This is a genomic window from Citrobacter meridianamericanus (assembly GCF_041320245.1).
GTDB lineage: Bacteria > Pseudomonadota > Gammaproteobacteria > Enterobacterales > Enterobacteriaceae > Citrobacter > Citrobacter meridianamericanus.
In genome coordinates this window covers 3,336,471-3,360,109 of record NZ_CP101036.1, presented here as the reverse complement: position 1 = coordinate 3,360,109, position 23,639 = coordinate 3,336,471, and the positions used below count along the sequence as shown (strand labels likewise).

General features: G+C 46.2%; 21 protein-coding genes. 11 read left to right on the top strand and 10 right to left on the bottom strand.

Annotated elements, in window-relative coordinates; translation table 11 throughout:
* Positions 1-8: 8 nt before the first annotated feature.
* From NMD08_RS16560 to NMD08_RS16545, 4 genes are all read right to left on the bottom strand, one after another.
* Positions 9-2,648 (bottom strand): fimbria/pilus outer membrane usher protein, encoded by a 2,640-nt coding sequence (locus NMD08_RS16560; RefSeq protein WP_370620216.1) that lies wholly within the window; start codon positions 2,646-2,648, stop codon positions 9-11.
* A 46-nt stretch (positions 2,649-2,694) separates the two neighbouring features.
* Positions 2,695-3,426, bottom strand: coding sequence for a molecular chaperone (locus tag NMD08_RS16555; RefSeq protein WP_261990774.1), 732 nt, complete (start codon positions 3,424-3,426; stop codon positions 2,695-2,697).
* Between the two features lie 53 nt (positions 3,427-3,479).
* Positions 3,480-4,004, bottom strand: coding sequence for a fimbrial protein (locus NMD08_RS16550; RefSeq protein ID WP_151217967.1), 525 nt, complete (start codon positions 4,002-4,004; stop codon positions 3,480-3,482).
* Positions 4,005-4,215: 211 nt separating this feature from the next.
* The gene (locus NMD08_RS16545) at positions 4,216-4,908 is read right to left on the bottom strand and encodes a response regulator transcription factor (RefSeq protein ID WP_151217968.1); all 693 of its coding nucleotides are present in this window, start codon (positions 4,906-4,908) and stop codon (positions 4,216-4,218) included.
* A gap of 1,720 nt (positions 4,909-6,628) precedes the next feature.
* Here NMD08_RS16545 and NMD08_RS16540 point away from each other — a divergent pair.
* The 5 genes from NMD08_RS16540 to NMD08_RS16520 all read left to right on the top strand — a co-directional run bounded on the left by NMD08_RS16540 (position 6,629) and on the right by NMD08_RS16520 (position 13,891).
* On the top strand, positions 6,629-9,304 hold the full coding sequence (locus NMD08_RS16540) for an autotransporter outer membrane beta-barrel domain-containing protein (protein ID WP_370618590.1): 2,676 nt from the start codon (positions 6,629-6,631) through the stop codon (positions 9,302-9,304).
* Between the two features lie 99 nt (positions 9,305-9,403).
* The gene (locus NMD08_RS16535) at positions 9,404-10,546 is read left to right on the top strand and encodes a glycosyltransferase family 4 protein (protein ID WP_151217970.1); all 1,143 of its coding nucleotides are present in this window, start codon (positions 9,404-9,406) and stop codon (positions 10,544-10,546) included.
* A 515-nt stretch (positions 10,547-11,061) separates the two neighbouring features.
* Positions 11,062-11,769 (top strand): purine-nucleoside phosphorylase, encoded by a 708-nt coding sequence (gene deoD, locus NMD08_RS16530; protein ID WP_151217971.1) that lies wholly within the window; start codon positions 11,062-11,064, stop codon positions 11,767-11,769.
* A 38-nt stretch (positions 11,770-11,807) separates the two neighbouring features.
* A complete protein-coding gene (gene tsgA / locus NMD08_RS16525; protein WP_151225181.1) occupies positions 11,808-12,971 on the top strand; it encodes an MFS transporter TsgA in 1,164 nt (387 codons plus the stop codon).
* 86 nt (positions 12,972-13,057) lie between these two features.
* The gene (locus NMD08_RS16520; RefSeq protein ID WP_151217973.1) at positions 13,058-13,891 is read left to right on the top strand and encodes an outer membrane protein OmpK; all 834 of its coding nucleotides are present in this window, start codon (positions 13,058-13,060) and stop codon (positions 13,889-13,891) included.
* A 44-nt stretch (positions 13,892-13,935) separates the two neighbouring features.
* Here NMD08_RS16520 and NMD08_RS16515 read toward each other — a convergent pair whose 3' ends face one another.
* The 4 genes from NMD08_RS16515 to dsbA form a co-directional block, all read right to left on the bottom strand.
* Positions 13,936-14,622 (bottom strand): Crp/Fnr family transcriptional regulator, encoded by a 687-nt coding sequence (locus NMD08_RS16515; RefSeq protein ID WP_151217974.1) that lies wholly within the window; start codon positions 14,620-14,622, stop codon positions 13,936-13,938.
* A gap of 121 nt (positions 14,623-14,743) precedes the next feature.
* Positions 14,744-15,037: a chaperone modulator CbpM gene (cbpM, locus tag NMD08_RS16510; RefSeq protein WP_151217975.1), complete on the bottom strand. Its 294-nt coding sequence runs from the start codon at positions 15,035-15,037 to the stop codon at positions 14,744-14,746.
* Entirely contained in the window at positions 15,037-15,957 is a 921-nt protein-coding gene (gene cbpA / locus NMD08_RS16505) for a curved DNA-binding protein (RefSeq protein WP_151217976.1), read from the bottom strand. The genes cbpM and cbpA overlap by 1 nt, the downstream gene beginning before the upstream one ends.
* A 194-nt stretch (positions 15,958-16,151) precedes the next feature.
* Positions 16,152-16,775 carry a thiol:disulfide interchange protein DsbA gene (dsbA, locus tag NMD08_RS16500; RefSeq protein ID WP_151217977.1) on the bottom strand — a complete coding sequence of 208 codons (624 nt, stop codon included), beginning with the start codon at positions 16,773-16,775 and terminating at the stop codon, positions 16,152-16,154.
* Positions 16,776-17,164: 389 nt separating this feature from the next.
* Here dsbA and NMD08_RS16495 point away from each other — a divergent pair, with 389 nt between their 5' ends.
* The 6 genes from NMD08_RS16495 to agp all read left to right on the top strand — a co-directional run bounded on the left by NMD08_RS16495 (position 17,165) and on the right by agp (position 22,538).
* Positions 17,165-17,569, top strand: coding sequence for a VOC family protein (locus NMD08_RS16495; protein ID WP_151217978.1), 405 nt, complete (start codon positions 17,165-17,167; stop codon positions 17,567-17,569).
* Between the two features lie 70 nt (positions 17,570-17,639).
* A complete protein-coding gene (locus NMD08_RS16490) occupies positions 17,640-18,002 on the top strand; it encodes a copper resistance protein (protein ID WP_151217979.1) in 363 nt (120 codons plus the stop codon).
* A gap of 48 nt (positions 18,003-18,050) precedes the next feature.
* Complete coding sequence (locus NMD08_RS16485; protein WP_370618588.1) at positions 18,051-19,931, top strand: protein-disulfide reductase DsbD family protein; 1,881 nt, start codon at positions 18,051-18,053, stop codon at positions 19,929-19,931.
* Positions 19,928-20,551, top strand: coding sequence for a DsbA family protein (locus NMD08_RS16480; RefSeq protein WP_370618586.1), 624 nt, complete (start codon positions 19,928-19,930; stop codon positions 20,549-20,551). Before NMD08_RS16485 ends, NMD08_RS16480 begins: the two co-directional genes overlap by 4 nt.
* On the top strand, positions 20,541-21,047 hold the full coding sequence (locus NMD08_RS16475) for a protein disulfide oxidoreductase (protein ID WP_278238789.1): 507 nt from the start codon (positions 20,541-20,543) through the stop codon (positions 21,045-21,047). The genes NMD08_RS16480 and NMD08_RS16475 overlap by 11 nt, the downstream gene beginning before the upstream one ends.
* A 249-nt stretch (positions 21,048-21,296) precedes the next feature.
* Positions 21,297-22,538, top strand: a complete 1,242-nt coding sequence (agp, locus tag NMD08_RS16470; protein ID WP_151217982.1) for a bifunctional glucose-1-phosphatase/inositol phosphatase — start codon at positions 21,297-21,299, stop codon at positions 22,536-22,538.
* A 38-nt stretch (positions 22,539-22,576) separates the two neighbouring features.
* Here agp and NMD08_RS16465 read toward each other — a convergent pair whose 3' ends face one another.
* Entirely contained in the window at positions 22,577-22,804 is a 228-nt protein-coding gene (locus NMD08_RS16465; RefSeq protein ID WP_061067654.1) for a YccJ family protein, read from the bottom strand.
* 20 nt (positions 22,805-22,824) lie between these two features.
* Positions 22,825-23,421 (bottom strand): NAD(P)H:quinone oxidoreductase, encoded by a 597-nt coding sequence (wrbA, locus tag NMD08_RS16460; protein WP_003832057.1) that lies wholly within the window; start codon positions 23,419-23,421, stop codon positions 22,825-22,827.
* Between the last annotated feature and the right edge of the window lie 218 nt (positions 23,422-23,639).

Sequence of the window (23,639 nt, the reverse complement as noted above, 5' to 3'; positions counted from 1 at the left end):
ATTTCCCATCAGATACTGATGCATGGCAGGTCGAGTCTGTAAAGGGACTGCGATATATCGGTGTCCTGTAAGTCATACTTTAAGAGACATTGTTCGGATGGCGATTCACCCCATTTCACACGCAGCGTTCCTTTTTTCTTTGGTGCGCGGGCATACACCTGATTTCCCTGGCCGACGAGACCAATAACAGTGTCTTTACTGTCATAAACATCCGCCCCTAACGGGAGACTTCCTTCAGCTTTTCGCTGGATCTTGATTAACAAGGGATATCCGACCAATGTTCTGAAGCGCACCTTGACGACTGCTCCGGCATAAGGTGCTACGCGTTGCTGGTTTTCGGCCAACTCCGCGCTCTGGTTTTTAATACCTTTGGCGTCGAGGCCGATATCGTTGTACCGATAAGGCACCAACGAAGGGACAATGGCATATCCAAAGTTGTTAATTTTTGCCCCCATACCGTTTTGAACCTCTGCGCCATCTACACCTTCAGCTTCGATAACACCAAAAGTATCGCCAAGGTAGGGACCAAGTGTAACGCCACCAGAATGGGCAACCAGAGCACCACGTAAGCTTGCCCCCCCTTGGGTGTAATCACGACTATGTGATGCGCTACCGTTAACTGTGACCCAAGGCAATTGTTGGGTGACGTTTGCGCCTACGGAAGTACCGGTTCCTGCGTTGTCATAAGCCCCATTCACGGTGTAACTAAGTGCTTGATTTTCTCCCAGCGTCCCAGTGAGTGAACTTTGATAAAAGGTGCTGCTATCGTCTCCGGATTGGTGGCTTACGCCAGTGGTCAGAATAGGCGAACGAGAACCTTCACCAAACGGGACCGTGATTGAAAACATCAGGGTGTTTTGCGTACGACCAGAATAACCAGAAGCATTATTGCTATAGCCTTGTGAAGACTGCACGCCATAACGAGTGCTGCCGGTTTGCTGCCTGCTCAACGAGAGGTTATAACTGACTGAACCCCAGCTATTGGAGTATCCCATCTGATACTGCGTGTCGCGGCTACGACGGTCACGATAATCGCTGGTTGAACCAGAAACGTAGAGTTGCCCGTAGTTGGATAGCCCCTGACTTATTGTCAGTACGAACTGATTTTTCTGTTGATAGGTGCTGGAATTCCATGTGCCGTTGCGATCGTGCGCATCGCGCAAACCTAGTACATCGCCGAGATCGCGGTAGCCATCGGTCGAGTATCGATAGCCCGCCAACGCGACAGTAGTTGCCGTCGGAGAAAATGTACGACTATAGGTGGCTCCCAGACGCCAGCCATTAAGGTTTTCACCCAGAATATCCGCTCGCGAATAAACGGCATTCAAACCCAGCGCCCCTAACTGATTAGTGAAGACAAAACCGCCCAGCAAAGACTGATACCCCTGCGAAATTCGTACACCACTATTCGCCGTTATGGCATTGCTTAAGCCAGTTTGCCACGTCAGATCGGTGAAATTTGCGTCACTGTCGCCAATGTCCCGTACCTGCCCGGCAGAGAAATTCACATGGGAACGTCCAGGCCGCATGGAGTTTGGCACGGCAGAAAATGGTACGGTAAATGACGAAATACGCCCATCGGCTTCCTGAATTTCAACAACTAAATCCCCTTCATAACTGGTGGGGTAAAGGTCATCAATGACAAATGCTCCCGGCGTCACGGTGGTTTGATAAATTTTATTGCCTGATTGAGACACAGTGACTTTTGCTGCAGTAGAAGCAATACCGCGAATTGTTGGTGCATAGCCTCGTTGAGATTCCGGCAACATACGATCGTCCGTTTCCAACTGGAGTCCGCGAAATCCAATACTGCTAAACAGATTGCCAGAGGTATAACTGTCGCCCAGTGTCAGTTGACTGCGCAAGGCCATGATAGGTCTCTGAACATAAGTTCGTAGTGGTGTCCAGTGGTTGCTGCCTGGACCTGAATCGCTAGAATAACGGTTATAGTTTGCCTGGTGGCGGAATTGCCACAACCCCAGGTTTAACCCGGCGTTGAGGCCTAAATAAGTAGATTCTGACGTCTGACCAGACGTATCAGTGCGATAGTAGTTCGTATCATAATTCGCAAACGCGACTGTTTCTCCCGCAGACAAATCGCCTGCAGAAACTTTGCCACGAGGGGTACGCACCATGAGTGCCTGAGGAATAAATAAATCCAGTCGTAACCTCGCAAAGTCAAAATGGTTTGACGAATCTTTAACCTGACTTTCCAGCGTTGCACATTGCGCCGTATGATCTACTGGCGTAATACTCTGTGGGTCGACGCCACCTTTGGTTAACAGTTCTTGCGATAGGCAAGGAGATACCTTTCCCTGAGCATTGGGCGCAAAAACGAGCGATTCTCGGGAATAGAAATTACCGTTAATAAAAATATCGACCTGATACGTACCAGCGGCAACGCTATTTGCATGGTTAAACCGCGCAATGATCTGTTGGTCTTTTGCGTTACCAAGCAGCATGGCATCATCAAACTGATATTGGTTTTCAGCCTCCAGTTGAGTTTCGGAAAACGCAAAAGATGGACATAAAATTAGAGCGATGAGTAAGCATTTGATAGGAATTCTCCGTCCCGAAATAAAACGGAAATAAACCTGACTACTTGGTACATTGCTATGCAAAGTTTTAGCTTCTGGAATGTACAGCATCCATTCCTCCAGTAATTGAATAAACTCTGCACTCAGAGTTGAAAAGTTAGTTTTTGAGTGGAGCTTCAGCACTCGTATGACCACCGTAGTCATTCACCAAAGTAAATTTAACTTTCAACGGTTTTGAAGAAAGCCGGCTATTTTTAGCGACCCAAAGCATTTGAGTTTTGGGAGCAACCATACTGGCAGGAAAAGCAATTTTCTGTGTACCAGCAATAACGTCTGCACTAATGAAAGAGGCATAATAACCTGAATCATTAATCACGGTAAGCTGTACATTTCCACGTTCTTCTTTAACGGAAAAATGAATCTGATTCACCACGTCATCAACACTGCCAATGATCGTTTTTGGTCTGTAAAATATTTTATTTCTGTTTCTCAGAACGACGACCATTTGGTTTTGTGCTTTGGCCATATTCTTCGGTGGAATTTGCACAAAGTTAAGATAAAAAACAGATTCGCGATCTTGAGGTAGATTCTTTCCAGTAAAAAAAAGGCGCACCGATTGACCTGTTCTGGGTTCAATACGAAATAAAGCGGGCACCGCCATAAAAGGGCCATCGGCATTATCTGGGGTAGATGCTGGATTATTTTTATCTGACCAGATTTGCATTATATAGGGAATGTTATCATTATTAGTAAATTGTAAGGTTTCAGATTGAGCATCCCCTGGATAAATGACCCTGGTGTTGAGCATTACCACACTAGCCATTGCTGGCGTGGTTACTGTTAAAACTAATGCAGCCCACAATAGCGCGTTGAGGATTTTTCTTGGCATTATAATTTCTCGTGTATAAATACCCCTTCCATAAACTGGAAGGGGATTGGTGCTTATTGGTAAGACACAGCGTACTGTACGCTTCCCAGAACTGAGCCAGCGGTAGCAACGCCTTCGGCATAGTATTCAACTGCAAAGTCATAGGATGCTGAAGTTGCGTTAGCTGCAAGGTTTAAGCCAGGAGAGCCAGTTTGACCTGTCAGATCTAACGGTGTAGTTGGGCTTGCAGGATCAACCAGTTGTAATGAAACATTCGTTGCGCTACCGGAGTTTCCCATACGACCATTACTGGTCAGGTTATTTCCGACAAATACCGTTTTGATCGCGGTTGCAGAGGTGGTAGCTGTACAACCACTCAGAGAAACAGCGAAAGGCGTTTGGCCCGCGGTCTGACCGGAAGCAGCCAAGGCAGATTTAGGCACCGTAGGCAAAAGAACCAGCGGTGAAGAGGCATTGCCGTTAATACTAACAACGCACGTTTGATCGGCTACTTCACCCTGAAAACGAATAGTGTTATCCGCCACTGCTGAAGCCGAGATAGCAACAGTACAAATGAGAGCTAGCGTCATTCTTTTCATATTTAATTTTCCTTATTTCTGAATCAAGCATATAACAATGTTATTTGCCAATATATAACTACACTTTTACGTCTCTCTCATTAATGCAATGTCTTAATTAAAGAGCCAGCAAAATCCGTTATTGAAATGGGTAACTGTATGTTTATTAAGGTGTTTAATGAAACTACATGATCAATATTTGTATTCGATATATTTTTAACTGCAACGCCTCCTATTCAATCAGGTTCTCACCAACAAGTATCTTATATAACTCACTAATTGACCTGACGTTAAATTTTGCATAAATATTAGAACGATGCGTCGATACCGTCTTTACGCTGATAAATAGTAAGTCGGAAATTTCTGAGCTACTTCTTCCTTTCATTATTAGCTTCAGGATTTCACTCTCTCGACTTGAAAGTGAAAGGTAATGAAGCGCATTCTTTTCTTTCCTTCTATAACTTTCATTCGATTCTTTTGCTAACAATATGTTAAGTTCGTGATTTATAATGCTTGAGTAGATCTCTACTGGATCATTTCTTTTTAGTACAATATCGCAGAAGGTATTATAAAAATAAGCATTATGCTTATAGTCCCAGTGACTGCATATCGCCACAGTTTTTACAGTTCGATGAAGCTTTGCTATTTTCTCAATTACCCTAATTTTTTCCGAAAAAAAAACGGCATCAAAATCAAATATGATCAATGAACTGTTTTCATTTTTCAATAAGCTCCTGAAAACCTCATTCAGGTCTATGACATCTGTAAGAATAAAGTTTACCTTCTGATAAGTTGGAAGCTTCCTGATTTCTGATAGTAGGTTACTCAGCGCAAATTTCAGGAGATTATCTTCACTAAACACGATGAAATTAATGTTTAAATTTGACAAATAATGCGTCCTATCACCAGTTATCGGTAATGTCATTAATATCCTCACTTTGTATATGTAATTATCTTATTTTGATTAAGTCTGCGTATATAAGAAAATACCCATTTGAACTAGGAATCATCTCATCCACCAGGATGAGATGTATAAAGTTCTTGTTATGTAGTCTATGTTGAGCCAGGAACCAGTAGGCTTTTATAAAATGGTTTTATCCTAAAATCAATGTAATGCTAAATCAGAGGCCTTTTGTATACTCCGGATAAACTCAGACAGAACCTATGCTATTTAATGATGAACATGCTCTTTAATGAGTATATTCTTTGTGACAGTTGTCGACTTTTTTCTGTAGCAGACGCCTATCTATGTTCCAGTATTCATCTCGTAACGCCCATTAAAACTCTTTGGTTCAGCGCCTCAACGGTTCTGCTAGTTGTCGGATAACCAAAAAACAACGCTAGAACTACTGATTACCCAGATAATTCTTAATAGATTACCCACACTCAGGCCAGCCACTTAATATAATGATTGTTATTTAACACATTTATAACAAAATACTTCTAACTACGTTAGAAGAGGTTGCAACATTGACTAATAGCAGATGCTCTATTGCAAATTCTTTGTGGTGTGGTTCCATTTACCCACGCCAGAGGAGCAGTTATATACGACGGCAATCGACGCATCTGTGTTCCTGTGTAATCGTCTTTACTTCGGTCTTTTCATGTCATCACTGTTTACATTATCTATAAAAAGTGACAGTTAGAGATAATGCGTTTACGACAGAGATCATGGATATAAAATCCAATATTCGAATCTCGCGACGAATACTCATTCATATCGCACCGTGTTAACCAGTGGGAGGCTGGCTAACTATTGTTCTCATAACTCGTATTGCGCCTAATGTGTAACTATTTTGCTGTTAAGCCGCGAAGTACAAAAGTGTTAAATCCTAAATGATGCATAGAAATTTCGTTACGCAATAAATATTACATTTTAAATGAAATTAGTGAAAGTTATTTTTTCTAACTGAGGGGATAAGGATTATTTATTTCATCATAACTCCTACTATTATATTAATGAAAATGCATTATAAGAAAACAACTTTTACAATGGTCTAACCACGTCATAAATTAACAATCTAAACTCCTCCTGAGTTTTTATTAAGTTCAGATAATATGGAAGAAACATTCACTCGGTGTCAGCTTATCCAGCAATTCGCTCGAAAATTATCATTTGTATTTTTATAACAACCTTTCTGTGATTACATGTTCACTATCCAACATACTGAACTATAAGGTGACAATAATTATTACTGTGATGAGACAAGCTCAATACCAACCACGGGTTCATCTGTTACCGCCAACGTGCTCTGTGATCCTTCTCACGTAATGTAAATTTAGCTTCAGGCGCTCCAGTTACACTCATCCGATGCTTCAAAAAATATAATTTTTTTATAAGGTTAGACCGTTATATAAGAAAGCGCCCAGAACAAATGGGTGTTTTCTTATATATAAGACAATAACAATAAAAGATAATAACAAAAATAAAATAGGGATATTTAATAACGTTATTATAAACAATAATCGAAGACATAACTCATTGATATAAAAACTAACCTGGCATTTTTTTAAGAATAGCGCCATGAGACAGGATGCAGGCAATTCATATATCCGAAATATAGAAACCTTTTATTCATCAGATGGTGAATTTTAAGAGTTACATTTTTACAACATTTAATTCCTTCCGGGAGATGACTGAACATATGAACATTTCACGTATGCGCAACATTAACTCAGTAATATTTAATAAAAAACTGCTTGCCAGTTTGATTACTCTTTTTGTTAGTCCGGCCTATGCTGCAGGAGCATGTGACTATATCTCACCAGTGGCTCCTGTTCCTGGAGTAACCTGTTCATTAGTCGATGACTGGCGGAATATTAATATTAACAATGATATTCTTAAAAGTGATAACCTTGCCCCTGCTTATCATTTTGAGTCTTACCATGCCGATAACATTACTTACAAAACAGTTATTAATCTGGAAGATGGGAAAACAATTACGTCAGATGTTACAGGCATTATGGCTTTAGGGTTTCCTTTGGCGTCATATGACTCTCATGGAGAGCCATATGTAAATGCAGAGCAAATTGAAATTAATGTTTCAGGGAATATATATACTGGTAGAGCCACCGATATTGATGGTTCTGCACCACAAGAACCAATTGTAGGGCCTTCTGGCTCTATGATCTTTGCCGAGAATAATATTCGAGAGACACAACATTCGGGTATTTATATGGCGGGGGCTTCTGGTATGCTCTTAGGTTTGGGGGTTGTACATCAGAACGTAGATAGTCAGATTATCAATAAAAGCGCCAGCAAGGATACTGCGGCTGTTTATATTAAGGCTCTCGAATCCCGCGTTACAACCTCCGGTATTATTCGTTCTCAGGTTGGCGATGCAGTACGACTACAAGATACAGGCCCCGTTTATAATTATAGCAGCGGGGGATATGTCATTCACGACCCAGAAAATATTTTTGACGTTAAACTTCAGGCTGGTAGCGTCGTTGAGGGGGGAGCTGAAGGGGCTGGTCTGAAAATTATCGGTGGCGCTACCTCTAATATTATTATTGATGCAGGTGCAACATTGGGGGCTCTATCAGACATTGCTATTAGCGCTGATGGTTATGAACATTATGGTTATAATGATTATGGTGAATTTGTATCGCGTCATTATACGGGCGCGGAGACAAACATCACGAATGCAGGAAGTCTGAATGGTGTTATTCAACTGACTAGCGGAAAAGATACCTTCATTAATGAAGTGACTGGTGTCTGGAATGTTAGAGAGTGGTCAGATTCTGATCGTGATGGCATCAGGGATACCATTGCACCTGTGGCAACAAGTGACTTTGGTGGTGGAACAACAGAGTTAATCAATCGTGGACAAATTATACTGGCGGCCAACAGTGATGGAACCCCTAACGATGCACTCTTTCAAAATCTGAATACATTTAAAAACCAGGGTCGATTGACATTGGCCAACGGTGTTGCAGGCGATCGGTTCATAATTGGAGGTGATTACATTGGCGATCAAGGTGTAATTGAACTTGATACTCATCTTGGAAGCGACGACTCTCCGTCAGACAGAGTGATTATTAATGGCTCGACATCAGGTCAAACCTATCTATCGGTTAATAATATTGGCGGGAAAGGTGCTCAGACAGTTGAAGGCATCAAGGTTATTGAAGTCCAGGGGGCCTCATTAGGTGAATTTGTACAGCAAGGCCGTATTGTCGGTGGTGCATACGAGTACTATCTGCATAAAAATGGTGTGAACGACCAAAATGGAGATTGGTACTTGCGATCGCAACTTCCTGCAATAATACCGCCGACTACGGACCCAGTACCACCTATTACTGACCCAGTACCGCCAACTACTGACCCAGTACCACTTACCCCTATTAACAGGCCCGAACCTGGCAGTTATATGTTTAATCATATGGCAACAAATACTCTCTTTTTGCTACGTCTACACGACCGCTCAGGGGAGACTCAATATACAGATATCCTGACAGGAGAGGACAAAGTAACCAGTTTGTGGTTACGCCAAACTGGTGGACACAACCGAGCCAGTGACAACAGCCAGCAGTTGAAAAATCAGGGGAATCGCTATGTCACTCAGATTGGGGGAGATATCGCTCAATGGAGTAGCGATGGCCTGGATCGCTGGCATCTCGGCCTGATGTCGGGATATGCGAGACAAAATAGCAATACAGTATCTGAATACTCTGAATATACATCCAGCGGCTCCGTTGAAGGGTACAGTGTGGGTCTTTACGGTACGTGGTATGCCAATAATAAGGATAAAACAGGTAGCTATATTGATACATGGGCACTTTATAACTGGTTTGATAACGAGGTTAAAGGTGAGCAACTCGCAACGGAAAAATACAAATCCCGTGGGATCACTGCCTCACTTGAAGCGGGCTATACTTACAAGCTAGGAGAAAGATACAGTAATGGTGATAAATACTTTCTTCAGCCCAAAATTCAGCTTGTGTGGATGAATGTCAGAGCTGACGAGCACACAGAGCGCAACGGTTCGCGAATCTCATTTGAAGGCGATGGTAATATTCAGAGCAGAGTTGGTGTCCGGGCTTATATCAATGGTCACAACACGATTGATAACGGGAAAGATCGCCAATTCCAGCCGTTTGTTGAAACGAACTGGATCCATAACACCCGAGCTTTTGGTGTAACTGTCAATAACGACTATAACAATATTGATGGAACTAAAAACATTGCTGAATTGAAGGTGGGGGTCGAAGGACAACTGTCCAAAAACGTGGATTTGTGGGGCAATGTGGCACAACAGCTGGGAGATAATGGTTACAGCGACACCCAGGCTATGTTGAGCCTTAAATACCGTTTCTGACCACAAAGGAAATCAGTCAAGCTTGTTATAGTTGACTGATTTCATGATTAACCTATTGATATTGCTACATGCATCTCAGATTGTACAACAGGAACAACTATGCAACCTCGGGTTTTAATTGTTACAACTGAAGCTCCTGATATATTTTTCAGTGGCCTTAGCTTCTTTAATCAAGAGTTTTGGGCGGAGTTAAAACGTCGCAACTATCCTTTTAAAGTTTTATATCTGAATAACCAAAAAACACGACCATCCCAATTGGCTGACTATGAGGTAATAGTTGAGCCTGCTTTACCTTTTGATTCATCGTTTGAGTCTCTTGTATTAAACGTAGCATGGAGTACATCACAGAAAATCGCTCCAATTTTGAAGGAATTCAATCCAGATGTTATCTCTGTACACGAGAATACTCCATTGCTTCCGTTCTATTTCGAATTGGAACGTGTTCAGTTCACTCTGCATTCAAGCTATATAGGCATGCAGCATTATCTAACCCGGACGCAAAAAGGTATGCAGAATTATTGGGAACAACGAATCGCCGTCAGGCAAAGTGGTGCTCTCATATTGCATAGTAATTGGGCTCATCGTTCAGTTATTGATTTTGTATCCGCTGATAGTATTACACCCAATATCTTTCCTATCGGCGTTGACTTCACTCACTACCCGACAAAGAAAATACATCATCCTGAAGGGAAGATTGTCATTAGCTTTTTTGGACGTTTTACTGATATTGTTAAAAACTTTTATGTTTTTCGCGATGCTATCAACACATTACCTTCGTCATATCGAAATCGCGTGGAAGCAAGAGTCTATGGCCCTGAAAAAATCCCTGATTATCTGGTAAATGAGGGGTTTAAAGGACTGACATTCGTTCAGGGAGAAGATAAAAAACAAGCGCTGGCTGAAACTGATATTGTCGTTTTCCCAAGTATACAAGAAAGCTACGGAATAGTGGGGCTGGAAGCATTACTATCAAACTGCGCGCTTATCGCTACACCAGGGTTAGGTATGGATAGCTATATGAAATCTGAATATAGCTGTGAACCAACGGTTTCCGCGATACAGAATAAGATTATAGGCTATTTATCAAATGTGAAAAAACTGCGTAGCGATCAAGCTGAGAATACTTTTCGAAATAGCGTCAACCGCTCTGAGTTTACTCTTGGGAAAATGACTGAGTCGTATATAAAAGTCTGGAAGGAACTGTATGAAAAAAATTTAGCATCATCATTCGGCAATAAATAGCAAGTTGATAATCACAAAGATGAGAAAAAGTTGTACCCAATACCACGACACTTTTTTCTGATTATGTGTTCTTCTGAGAAAAAGATTGGCAGTGACGGTAAGGTAGCTAAATTTCCAGCAATCACCGCATTGAGCGGCATTGATGATTACGAGTTAGAATCAGTCTTGCATCGGGGAAGTCTGCAGAAAGAAGAAAATTTCTGAGCCCACTTTCTACATCTATGGACTCCCCGTTTTGTACGTACAGAATTTTGTTTTGCGTTGTAGCTTTCATCTATCCGGCCAGGAAGATCACTTTTCGCATTTACTTTTCGTAAAAATGAGGTGAGTGGCATATCGGATAAAATGCTCTGCTTATGCGCAGGAGGGGAAAACAAGCTCCCTGTGCAACCCCCCGCATCTAACTCTCAGAAATGAGAGGCCGATCCTCTGAGCAGGACTTTTGTCCTCAATCCTCTTCAAACGTCTGGTTACAATCCCTGCATATCTCCAATACTCATAATTCAGGAATTGTTATGACTGCACATATTAATGCTAAAGCGGGTGATTTTGCGCCAACCGTGATTATGCCGGGCGATCCGCTGCGCGCTAAATTTATTGCCGAAAATTATCTTATGGATTACCGCGAAGTTACCAACGTGCGCAATATGCTGGGCTATACCGGTCTTTATTTTGGGCAACCTGTTTCGGTGATGGGACACGGCATGGGTATTCCGTCTATGACGCTATACGCCCATGAGTTGGTACATGATTTTGATGTGAAGAGAATTATTCGCGTTGGTAGCCTGGGGGCAACACAACAGCATGTAAAAATGCGCGACATTATCCTGGCTCTTGCTGCCGGAACGGACTCTGTAACAAATTTAAAACGTAGCGCGGGCTACACGATGGCGACATCCGCTCACTTCCCATTACTACAACAAGCGTGGATGCTGGCGCAGAAGGCCGGGATTGACATTAAAGTCGGCAATATTTTTAGTGGCGATCTCTATTACGATCCTGACGAAAACCTCATTCCGGCACTGGAAAAGTTTGGTGTACTGGGTGTGGATATGGAAGTGGCCGGCTTATATGCCTTAGCACACCAATTTAATATTGAAGCACTGGCTATTTTAACGGTGTCCGATCATTGCCTGACAGGCGAAGAAACCACGGCAGAGGAACGACAATTAACCTTTAAAAATATGATTGAGCTGGCGCTAAATACAGCCGTTACGGCTTAGCATAGGCTTTTAATTGAACCAATCAGGGATGTCATTATATGAAGAATAAAATAGCGCTTACACTGATTAGTTTTCTGGCAAATTTTATTATGGCGGGGTTTGCCAGTCAGTTTGGAATGCTGATTGAACCGATTGCGGTACGTTACAGTGCTGATGTGAATACCGTTGCTTCGATATTTTCGCTGCTTAACGGTGGGGCGTTAGCTGGGACCATTGCTGCCTTTTTCCTGATAGAAAAAATTGGCGTCAAGCGAATGACGTTTATTATCTATTCGATAGTGTTCCTTTGCGCTCTGGCAATGCACTTAAGCCCTGGCTTATGGCCGGTGATGGTCGCCATGACTCTGGTGGGATTCTGCGGTGGGATTGGTCTGTGCGTGGCGGGAACGATTGTCGTTTCGGTGTGGCAGGATCGCATTCAAAGTACGATGCTGGTGGTGCAAGACGCCACCTTTAACGTCGCAGGCGTGGTTTTCCCGCTGATCACCACCTTCGCCCTGACGCACAATATGTCATGGAGTTACAGCTATCTGAGCGTTGGCATGGTGGCCTTACTTACGTTAGGTGTTGTGGCGCTCACTCGTTTTACTGCCTGTGAAACCGCACCTGCGGAGGATCGGACAGACGCGGTGAAATCTGAGTGGAACCCAGGGATTATCAGCGGAGGAATTGGTCTGTTCTTAGGTATGTTGGCGTTGTATACCTTCCTGACCTGGGCACCATTATTTGTGAAGAACAAATTTGGCATTCCTTTTGAAGAAGCTGGCAATATTATTACGCAATACTGGGGAGCGGCGTTGGTTGGGGCGCTAGTATCAACTGTCATTGTTTCTCGTGTAAGGATACATTATTTCCTGTTGAGTATTATATTGCTCGCTTGCGTAATTACTACAATTATTGTATCGAAAGAAAATATCTCCGGACTTGATTATCTGGCATATAGTTACGGATTTGTTTGTGCGGCGCTGTATAACTCCTTTATCGCCTATGGAGTTTCATTTGTGAAGCGCGCAAGTAGTCAGAACGTTTCTTATATTTTAATTAGCGGTAGCGCCGGGGCCATGTTTAGTCCAGCGATCAGTGCGTTAATGGAAAAAACAATGGGATTGCAGAAAATCATGTACGCAATACCAGTATTATATTTAATTATCTTTATCATGTTGATAGGTACATTAAGACTTAAACGTAACAAAGTGCAGTAATAACTCTTACCTCTCTAATTAGATAGTCAGTCGCCACACCATTTATTTGGTGGGGCGACACTCAACCTTGCTCAAAGGAATTGAAAATGCTGAAGAATAAATTAATGATTAAAAAAGCTGTTCTGGGCGCAGTCGTTGCTATGAGCTGTACGCAAGCGCTTGCTGCTGATTATACCGATGGCAACATCCGAAAAAATGATTTTAACTGGATGCAGATGAACTTAATGCAAAGTGTGGATGCGAAAGTGCCATATGGTATTCGTAATGACACTTATCTGGAACTGGAGTTTGGGGCACGTTCCGGAATTATCGATCTGTATGGTTATGTCGATTTCTTCGATATTTTGGACCGCAAGCAGGATGACCGCCACGGCGGCGATAACTTCTTCGCCAAGATATCCCCACGGTTTTCCCTGGATGCTCTTTTTAATAAGGATTTATCCGTTGGGCCGTTTAACGAATTCTATATCGCAACGGTAAATAACATTGGCGACCGGGAGTTATTTGAGCATTATGTCGGTCTGGGCACGGATGTTAAGGTTCCGTGGTTTGGCCTTGTGGGAATGAACATCTATGCGCATTATGTGCGAGAAAACTACGGTGCGGATAATGAAGGCAAGTGGGATGGCTATATGTTCTCGACCAACTGGTCGACGCCGTTCTATACCTTTGCCAACGGCAGCTACCTGAATTATCAGGGTTACTTTGACTATCAGTTCGCCGCTAACAAGATTGCTAATCAACCGTTATACAGCAATAACGCGATTGAATGGTATAACGGCATCTACTGGCATTCAGAGCATTATGCGGTAGGTTATGGCCTTAAGTATTTCCGTAACATGGCATTGATGGAAAATCACGGTGGAGCAGGGCGCACCACCGGACTCGGTCACTATTTCAACCTCAGCTATAAATTCTGATTGTGCTGAACTGACACACTTACCCTCTTTGCGGGGATGGTGTGTCAGTCAATGATGTCATTGCCGAGGAATTTTCGTAGCCCATCCAGATCCTTAATTTCCAGTCCTTGTTTCGTGCGCGTTACCAACCCGGCATCCGTCAGGGCTTTAACCGCCCGCCGATAGACCCGATCGGTGGTACCGAATCGTTCTGCTTCCTGATATTTTTTATGGAAACCATCCATCGGTTGTTTGTTCTGATGCTGGCGATACAGGTCATACGCCACGTTATGAACGATAGGGTAGAGCATCCGGTGCAGGAAGATTTCCAGCATATCCTGATAATCAATCGCCATCGCACTGGCAAAAAATATCGCCAGTCTGGGATGTTGGTTCAGCGCTTCTTCCAGACGTTCGCAGCTACACACCGCCACGGTCAGCGGCTCTTCGGCCACGATATCGAGCTGGCAGCGATACCCGGTAAAAAACTCCATTTCACCAAACAGTTGCTCATCGCATTCCATTGCGCCAAGCTGAAAACGGCGACCATTTTCCGCACTGTAACGCAGGGAAATTCTCCCTGATTGCACCATGATAAGTCGATCGACTACCTGTCCCTGGTGATAGAGATACTCATCTTCGTGGATAATCTGCGTTTCAGAGAGTAGCTCCTGGAATATCTTCTCAATTAAGGCATCATCCTGCTGCCAGATATTGTGAAAACGACCTTTTGTGAGGGGCTTAAGCTGCATGACTCAACGTCTTAGTGTTTGCGAAAATTCTTATCACTGACTGTATGCTATCTACTGCTTAATGTCATTAAGAGCAGGTTTCGGACAATAAAAGGGCCAGCCCCATGCCGGCCCTGAGAATTTAAGGATGACTGATAAAACGAGACAACCGCTGGCGCAGGAGGCGATTTTCCTGCCGCAGTTGAACGTTCTCTTCCAGCAACGTCAACGCAACGGCTATTCCTGGCCAGTCAAGCTCCAGTTCCTGACGCAGGCGCACCGCGCGACGCATTATGGTTAGCGCATGATCGTCGAACGTTTCGTCTTCATGGGGTTCTATCACTCCTAAGCCGACAATCTCATGCAGCTCCTCTTCTGATACCCCGGTGTACAGACAAAATTCGGTAATAGTAAAGGTGACGGTGACGTTAGCCATTATGCTTTCCCCCACTCTTTGCGCGGATCAAAGGACTTTTGTGCATCCGCCAGTTGCTGCCACAGGGCGGCGCTGGTGTCGTCTGGTTTTGGCGGCATGACGATTTTGATCACTGCATACAAATCGCCAGTGTGTTTTTTACTTACCAGGCCCTTGCCCTTAATGCGTAACCGCTGCCCGGCCTGGCTACCCGCTGGAATGGTCAGCAGGATGCTCTCTTTTAGCGTAGGAACCGTTACTTTCGCGCCCAATGCGGCTTCCCATGGTGCCAGAGGAACCACCACTTCAAGATCCTGATTAACGATGTCGAACAGCGGATGCGGTGCAATATGAATTACCAGCCACAAGTCACCGTTCGGCCCACCGTTTTCACCTGGGGTGCCCTGGCCTTTAAGACGGATACGCTGACCGTTGCCGACGCCAGCCGGAATTTTCACATTCAGCGTTTTGGGAATTTCACGTTCTACCATGCCGAATGCGTTGTAGACCGGCAGGTTGTAACTGATCGTGCGGCTATGCTCAGTAAGCGTTTCTTCCAGGAACACCGCAACTTCAATTTCAATATCGTGTCCGCGGCTGGCATGACGCTGGCGCGGCTGGTGTGCATGCTGACCAAAAATGGAGGAGAAGATATCGTCGAAATCTTCGGCGCTGTAGCTTTGCCCCTCACCTTGCTGGAATTGACGGTTGAACTGTGGGTCGTTGCGATGCTGCCACAGCTGGTCGTACTCGGCACGTCGCTGTTCATCACTCAGGACTTCCCAGGCTTCAGCAACCTCTTTAAACCGGGCCTCAGCGTCAGTCTCTTTGCTGACATCAGGATGATATTTACGGGCGAGTCGACGATAGGCGGTCTTGATTGTCTTGAGATCGTCTGTCGGTTTCACGCCCATAATGGCGTAATAATCCTTTAATTCCATAGCGTTCTCTCGTGTAAATCAACACTTGAAGAAGGTGTACCCCGACAACAGGTAACACCGCTAAGTTGAGGGTAATCCTGATAACGGCGAATGCCAACCGGGAAGAAAGGATATTGGTATAAATGATGTGATTGCGCACCACCAACAGCGCTTTTTGCCAGTTGTGTGGTGCGAAAAGTGAGATTAGCGAAAGGTCAGGATTTGGTGATCAGATAGCGAACCGTATCTGCGTAGCTCTTCACAAAAGAGTTCAGGTCATCCGATTTCAGTCCTTTCGGATTGATCATATATTTACCGTTGATAAAAATGGCGGGCACACCGGTTAAATCTACAGCTTTAGCCATTTCTTGCTGTTTTGCGGTTAGTGATTTCACGGCAAAACTGTTCCATGCGGCATCATAATCACTGGCGCTGACGCCCGCGCTGATAAATACGTTACGAATATCGTCCGCTGTTTTAATGGTTTGTTTTTTCTGCACGGCATCAAAAAGCAACGGTTTAACTTTATCTTGTACATTCAACAGCATGGCGACGGACCAGGCATGCGTCATGTCTTGCCCCAACGGGCCTAAAAAGTCGACATGGTATTCGGTGAGTTTTACATCAGCAGGCAAGACTTTTTTCACGTTATCGGTGATTTCAAAAACTTCATCGTACTGATAACAGGAAGGGCAATAGAATGAGAAAAACTTCAATGCAGCTGGTGCGGAAGCGACAGGTTTTTCCAGTGAGATGAACTCTTTGCCGTCGGTAAATGATGCTGCCTGGGCGCTCATTGTAAAAAGTAACGCAATCAGGGGTAATAAATATTTTTTCATTTCCATATACTCTAAATAACATTTAACAAACAAATTTCGGCAAATGAATACACCATTCATTGCGTCTGGCTATAATACGATAATGACCTGAAAATGCGCTGACCCTTACTTTCATTTACGCATTCGTAAGTTGTGGTCATTATTTATGTGCAGTCATAGAAATACTCACGGGTATTCTTCGCAAATAGTGAATAATAACTTCCGTGATATTTATGTGGTTATTTTTAGCAATGTTATAGTGTAATGAATAAAGGCGAAAATAGAGTCATTATCATTTCGCTTGTAAAACGTGAGTGGTAAGGCGTTGCGCATACATTATGCCAAAGTATCTGAAAGATTTTCTTGTCGCACAGGAATGAATAGGGTAAGTGTCAGAGACGAGCAACCAAATGGATATCGTTATGATTGACCGCCTGGATCACCTGGTACTGACCACCAATAATGAAGAGGCTTGCGTACGTTTTTATGTCGAACTATTAGGAATGAGGCTGGAAACTTTCGCGCAAGGGCGCAAAGCCTTCGTCTTTGGTAATCAAAAGATTAACCTCCACATTCGGGGAAAAGAGTTTGAACCCAAAGCTTATCTACCTACACCGGGGGCGCTGGATCTGTGTTTTATCACCACGCGTACGCTGGATGAAGTGATGGCAACGTTTCAAACGCATGGGATCGATATCGTTGAGGGACCGGTGGCGCGCACTGGCGCGACAGGAGCGATTCGCTCGGTTTACATCAGAGATCCCGATCTTAATCTGATTGAAATTGCGGTATATCCAGCCGACAGCAGGACATAACTTTACAGCACAAAGGTTGCCAAAACCTGGCGAGTGGTTAAGATAACTCGCATCAATCAGTGAGGGTATAATGGCGAAACGTCAACGGATGGGATGGTGGTTCCTCTGTCTGGCATGTGTTGTGGTGATGGTTTGCACCGCACAACGCATGGCAGGTCTGCATGCGTTGCAGATGAACACTGTTGCCGCCAGCATTGTCGTAAGCGCACCCGCTCAGACCGATGAGGCCTCACCCGTTACCCCGTGTGAACTGAGCGCGAAGTCGTTACTTGCCGCACCTCCTGTACTGTTTGAAGGCGCTATTCTGGTGCTGTGTCTGCTTTTGTCGCTGCTGGCGCCAGTGCGGGCATTTCGTTTGCCTTTTTTCCCACCGCGAGCCATCTCGCCCCCCACTCTCAGGGTACATCTGCGATTTTGTGTCTTCCGTGAATGACAGAACAGCTGTTGCTGACTGTTAGATAATTATTCACGGAGAAAATTTATGATGACTGTTTTCAGGCAGGCGCTGTTCTGTCTGTTATTGCTATGGCTGCCCGTATCCTGGGCGGCTGAACCAGGCTGGCTGCGTTCACCCGATAACGATCACGCCAGCGTACGGTTACGCGCTGATACGTCCGCTGGTGGCGAAACCCGTCTGTTGCTGGATGTTAAACTGGAAGATGGCTGGAAAACTTACTGGCGTTCGCCGGGTGAGGGCGGGGTCGCACCTTCTGTCGCCTGGCAAGGGGAAATGCCCGTGGTCGACTGGTTCTGGCCAACCCCTGCACGCTTTGAAGTTGCCAACATTACTACCCAGGGGTATCACGATCAGGTGACGTTCCCAATGGTTGTGCGCGGCAGATCACCTGCCACGCTCAACGGTATTTTGACGCTATCCACCTGTAGCAACGTATGCCTGCTGACGGATTTTCCCTTTTCCGTGACGCCCACAGCTCAGGACCCGGCTTTTGCGCATGACTATGCTCAGGCGATGGGGCAGGTTCCGCTGGCCAGCGGCCTGACCGATGCTCTGAGCGCCGGCGCACGGGCGGGAGAGTTAGTCGTCGAAGCTCATCGCCAGGGCGGCTGGACCCAGCCTGAACTTTTTCTGGATACCGTTGATGATGCGGATTTTGGTATGCCGCAAATTCACGTCGAAGGTGAGACCCTACGCGCTACGGTACCTGTTCATGACGGTTGGGGGGAAGGCGCGCCGGATTTACGCGGTAAGTCAGTCACGCTGGTTCTGGCGGATAACGGTGTTGCCCAGGAAAGTCGTCTTACGATTGGCGAAGCCCCGGTTATTGAAAACGCCTCACTCCCGTTGTGGCAGGTGGTGTTAATGGCGTTATTGGGCGGTTTGATTCTCAACCTGATGCCCTGTGTGTTACCGGTTCTGGGCATGAAGCTGGGCTCAATTTTGCTTGTTGAGGAAAAAAGCCGTCGCCAGATCCGCCGTCAGTTTCTGGCATCGGTAGCCGGAATACTGGTTTCCTTTATGGCCCTGGCGCTAATGATGACGGTGTTGCGTTTAACCAATCAGGCGCTCGGCTGGGGGATCCAGTTTCAGAATCCGTGGTTCATTGGCGTGATGGTATTGGTGATGCTGACGTTCAGCGCCAGCCTGTTTGGTTGGTTTGAATTCCGCCTGCCGTCGGCGATGACCACGACGCTGGCGACTCACGGCGGCAACGGCCTGTCGGGACATTTCTGGCAAGGCGCATTTGCGACGCTGCTTGCTACGCCGTGCAGCGCCCCGTTTCTGGGAACAGCGGTGGCGGTAGCTTTAACCGCTTCGCTGCCAACATTGTGGGGGCTGTTTATCGCACTTGGGGTGGGGATGAGCTTGCCGTGGCTGCTCGTGGCCCTGCGTCCCGGTCTGGCGCTGCGTTTGCCGCGGCCAGGGCGCTGGATGAATATTTTGCGGCGTCTGCTCGGTGTGATGATGCTGGGTTCGGCTATCTGGCTTGCGACACTGCTGCTCCCGCATTTAGGGTTTGGTGGGCAAGGTGGCGCGAAAGAAAGCGTGAACTGGCAACCGCTAAGCGAGCAGGCGATAGAGGATGCACTGGCGCAACATAAGCGCGTGTTCATTGACGTGACTGCCGACTGGTGCATTACCTGTAAAGTAAATAAATACAACGTCTTGAATACAGATGACGTACAAGCCGCTTTACAACAACCGGATGTGGTGGCGTTGCGCGGCGACTGGACGCTCCCTTCTGAAGCCATCACCGAATTTCTCAAAAAACGCGGCCAGGTTGCTGTGCCGTATAACCAAATTTATGGCCCCGGTCTGCCGGAAGGCCAGGCGTTACCCACGTTGTTAACCCGCGATGCGGTACTGCAAACGCTGACCAATGCCCAAGGAGTCACTCCATGAAGATGATGATTGTTCTGCTGTTAACCCTGTTTTCTGCCGTCAGCGTAGCGAAAGAGCCGGCACCGTTTACTCCGGAACAGGAAAAGCAAATTGAAGCATTAATTCAGGAAGCCCTGTTCAACGATCCCAACAGCCCGCGGATTGGCGCAAAGCAGACAAAACTGACCCTGATAAACTTCACTGATTACAACTGCCCATACTGCAAGCAACTGGATCCGATGCTGGAAAAAATAGTGCAGAAATACCCTGACGTGGCGGTAGTGATTAAACCGTTACCGTTTAAAGGGGAAAGTTCGGAACTTGCGGCGCGGACCGTGCTGACTACCTGGCGTGAGCATCCGCAGCAGTTTCCGGCGCTACATGAAAAACTGATGCAGAAGAAAGGTTACCATACCGACGTCAGCATCAAACAGGCGCAGGAAAGAGCGGGTGTCAATCCGGTGACGTTGGACGCCCAAAGTGCGGAAACGCTGAGCACTAACCTGCAATTGGCGCGGCTGGTGGGTGTGCAGGGAACTCCCGCAACGATTATTGGCGATGAACTTATTCCCGGTGCAGTGCCGTGGGAAACTCTTGAGGAAGTGGTAAAAGAAAAGCTGGCGGCGGCCAATGCTCAGTAAGCTGCGCCGCTGGCTGCGCGAAGGACTGATTTTACTGGCGCTGTTGGCAGGGACGATGCTACTGATGGATGTCTGGCGCGCGCCGCAGGTCCCTGCCTCTTTTGACAGCACGCATTTGCAAACGCTGGAGGGGGAAACCGTCACCCTGGCGACGCTCAGTAAAGACAAACCGGTGTTGCTCTATTTCTGGGCGAGCTGGTGCGGTGTATGTCGCTTTACAACGCCGGAAGTTGCCAGACTGCGTTCAGAAGGGGAAAACGTGATGACCATTGCGTTACGCTCCGGAAGTGAAGCCGAGGTATCTCGCTGGCTGTTGCATAAAGGCGTGGAGTTTCCGGTGATCAATGATGCGAACGGAGCCATCTCCCGTAGTTGGGATATTAGCGTCACACCGACATTGGTGGTGATGTCACAAGGACGGGTAGTATCAACAACCAGCGGTTGGACCAGCTACTGGGGCATGAAGCTTCGGTTGTGGTGGGCGAAAACGTTCTGATATTCGTGCCGGGGAAACCCGGCATTTTTTTATCATTCCCCGTAAATGGGAAGACATATTTCGTTGCCTGGCGAAGCTGGCACGGCGTTCAACGTCCAGAACAGGTTATCTTCGCTTTTCAGGAAAATTGAAAGTGAGTTCGGCGTTAAAACAACGCGGTAGATGATTAGTTTTGCGAAAGCGTTCCCGGAAAAATGTCATATTTCTGTCACACTCTGTTGTGATTGATAACAACAAGAGGTCGTAGGGATGAATAAATCGTTAATCGCCGCAGCCGTGGCAGGGGCTGTATTACTGTCTACCGCCGCGCAGGCTCAGACCGCGCCGGAAGGCTATCAGCTTCAACAAGTATTGATGATGAGTCGGCATAACTTACGCGCACCTTTAGCCAATAACGGCAGCGTTCTTGAACAGTCCACCCCCAAGCAATGGCCAGAATGGGATGTCCCCGGCGGACAACTGACTACTAAAGGCGGTGTGCTGGAAATCTATATGGGCCACTATATGCGGGAGTGGCTGGCAGAGCAGGGGATGGTGAAATCGGGCGAATGTCCGGCACCGGATACAGTCTATACCTATGCTAACAGTCTGCAGCGTACGGTCGCCACGGCGCAGTTCTTTGTCACCGGCGCTTTCCCTGGTTGTGACGTTCCGGTTCATCATCAGGAAAAAATGGGTACCATGGATCCCACCTTTAACCCGGTGATCACCGATGATTCTGCCGCCTTCAGCCAGCAGGCCGTTCAGGCAATGGAGAAAGAGCGTAGCAAAATGCAGCTCAACGACAGCTATCAGTTGCTTGAGCAAATGACCGACTACAAGGACTCACCGTCCTGTAAAGAAAAGCAGCAGTGTTCCCTGACCGATGCCAAAGATACGTTCAGCGCGAAATATCAGCAGGAGCCTGGTGTTTCGGGGCCGCTGAAGGTGGGGAATTCGCTGGTTGATGCCTTCACGTTGCAATATTACGAAGGTTTCCCGATGGACCAGGTCGCCTGGGGCGAGATTAAATCCGATCAACAATGGAAGGTATTGTCGAAGCTGAAAAACGGCTATCAGGACAGCCTGTTCACCTCCCCTGAAGTGGCGCAGAACGTCGCCAAACCGCTGGTGAAATATATTGATAATGCGTTGGTTACGGAACGCGTGAAAGCGCCGAAAATTACCGTGTTGGTGGGCCATGACTCAAACATCGCATCGCTGCTCACTGCGCTGGATTTCAAACCATACCAGCTTCACGATCAGAACGAGCGTACGCCGATTGGCGGGAAGATAGTCTTCCAGCGCTGGCATGACAGTAACGCGAATCGTGACCTGATGAAGATCGAGTACGTGTATCAGAGCTCGCAGCAGTTGCGTAATGCTGAGGCCCTGACGCTGAAGTCTCCGGCGCAGCGCGTAACGCTGGAGCTGAAAGGATGTCCGATAGATGCGGATGGTTTTTGTCCGATAGATAAGTTCGACAGCGTATTGAATGAGGCGGCGAAGTAAAAGAAAAACTCCCCCGCGAGCGCGGGGGAGTCAGAGCGCTAGACGTTTTTGCGTTCGATAGTCTGTTCACCCCAAAAGAGCGAATCTTTGTCTGTTTTCTCAAAGGCTTTGATGAGTACTTCGTCGCTACCTTCTTCCCAAATTTTTTCCGCCAGTTTCTCGTCATAATTCGCGACTTCAAAAATGGCTTCGGCTATTTCCGGCGATGTATTGCGCAGACTTGCCCATTCACCGACGTGATGAGCTTTCGCTTCTTGAGTTGGCATTCGAATCCTCCTGTTGAAGATTAGCCGTTGAGTTTTACTGCCAGACCCGCGACATATTCACCCTGATAGCGGGCGATAGATAATTCTTCCTGACTTGGCTGGCGAGAGCCGTCGCCTCCGGCGATGGTCGTTGCGCCGTAAGGTGTACCGCCGCGAACTTGAGAGACATCAAACAGTTCTTGCGCCGCGTAACCGATGGGCACAATCACCATCCCATGGTGGGCAAGCGTAGTCCAGGTTGAGGTGATGGTTTGTTCCTGGCCACCACCGGTGCCCGTTGAGCTGAATACGCTGGCGAGTTTGCCGTACAGGCCGCCAGAAGCCCACAGTCCGCCAGTCTGGTCGAGGAAGGTGCGCATCTGGCCGGACATATTGCCAAAGCGTGTCGGGGTACCAAAAATAATGGCGTCGTAATCAGCCAGTTCTTGCGGGGTTGCGACTGGTGCGTTTTGGGTTTTGCCGCCAGCCTTGAGGAAAATCTCAGGCTGCATGGTCTCTGGTACGCGCTTAATAATCACTTCCGCACCATCTACCTTATTTGCGCCTTCTGCGACTGCATGGGCCATAGTTTCAATGTGTCCGTACATGGAATAATAAAGCACCAGAACTTTTGCCATTTTACACTACTCCTCGAGTTAACCGTGTCCGTAGCGATTCGCTACCTACATTTAAAGATATGACGTACTGTCAGGAGTGCAAATTTCACAATCACTTCTTTGATTTATAACAATTTTTACACAACCACGTTTTGTAGCAAAATGATACATATTTAAACGGGCTGATTTCAGTAATGATAAGAAAGGCTTATTGATTTCTCGTGGTGATTATTTGTATG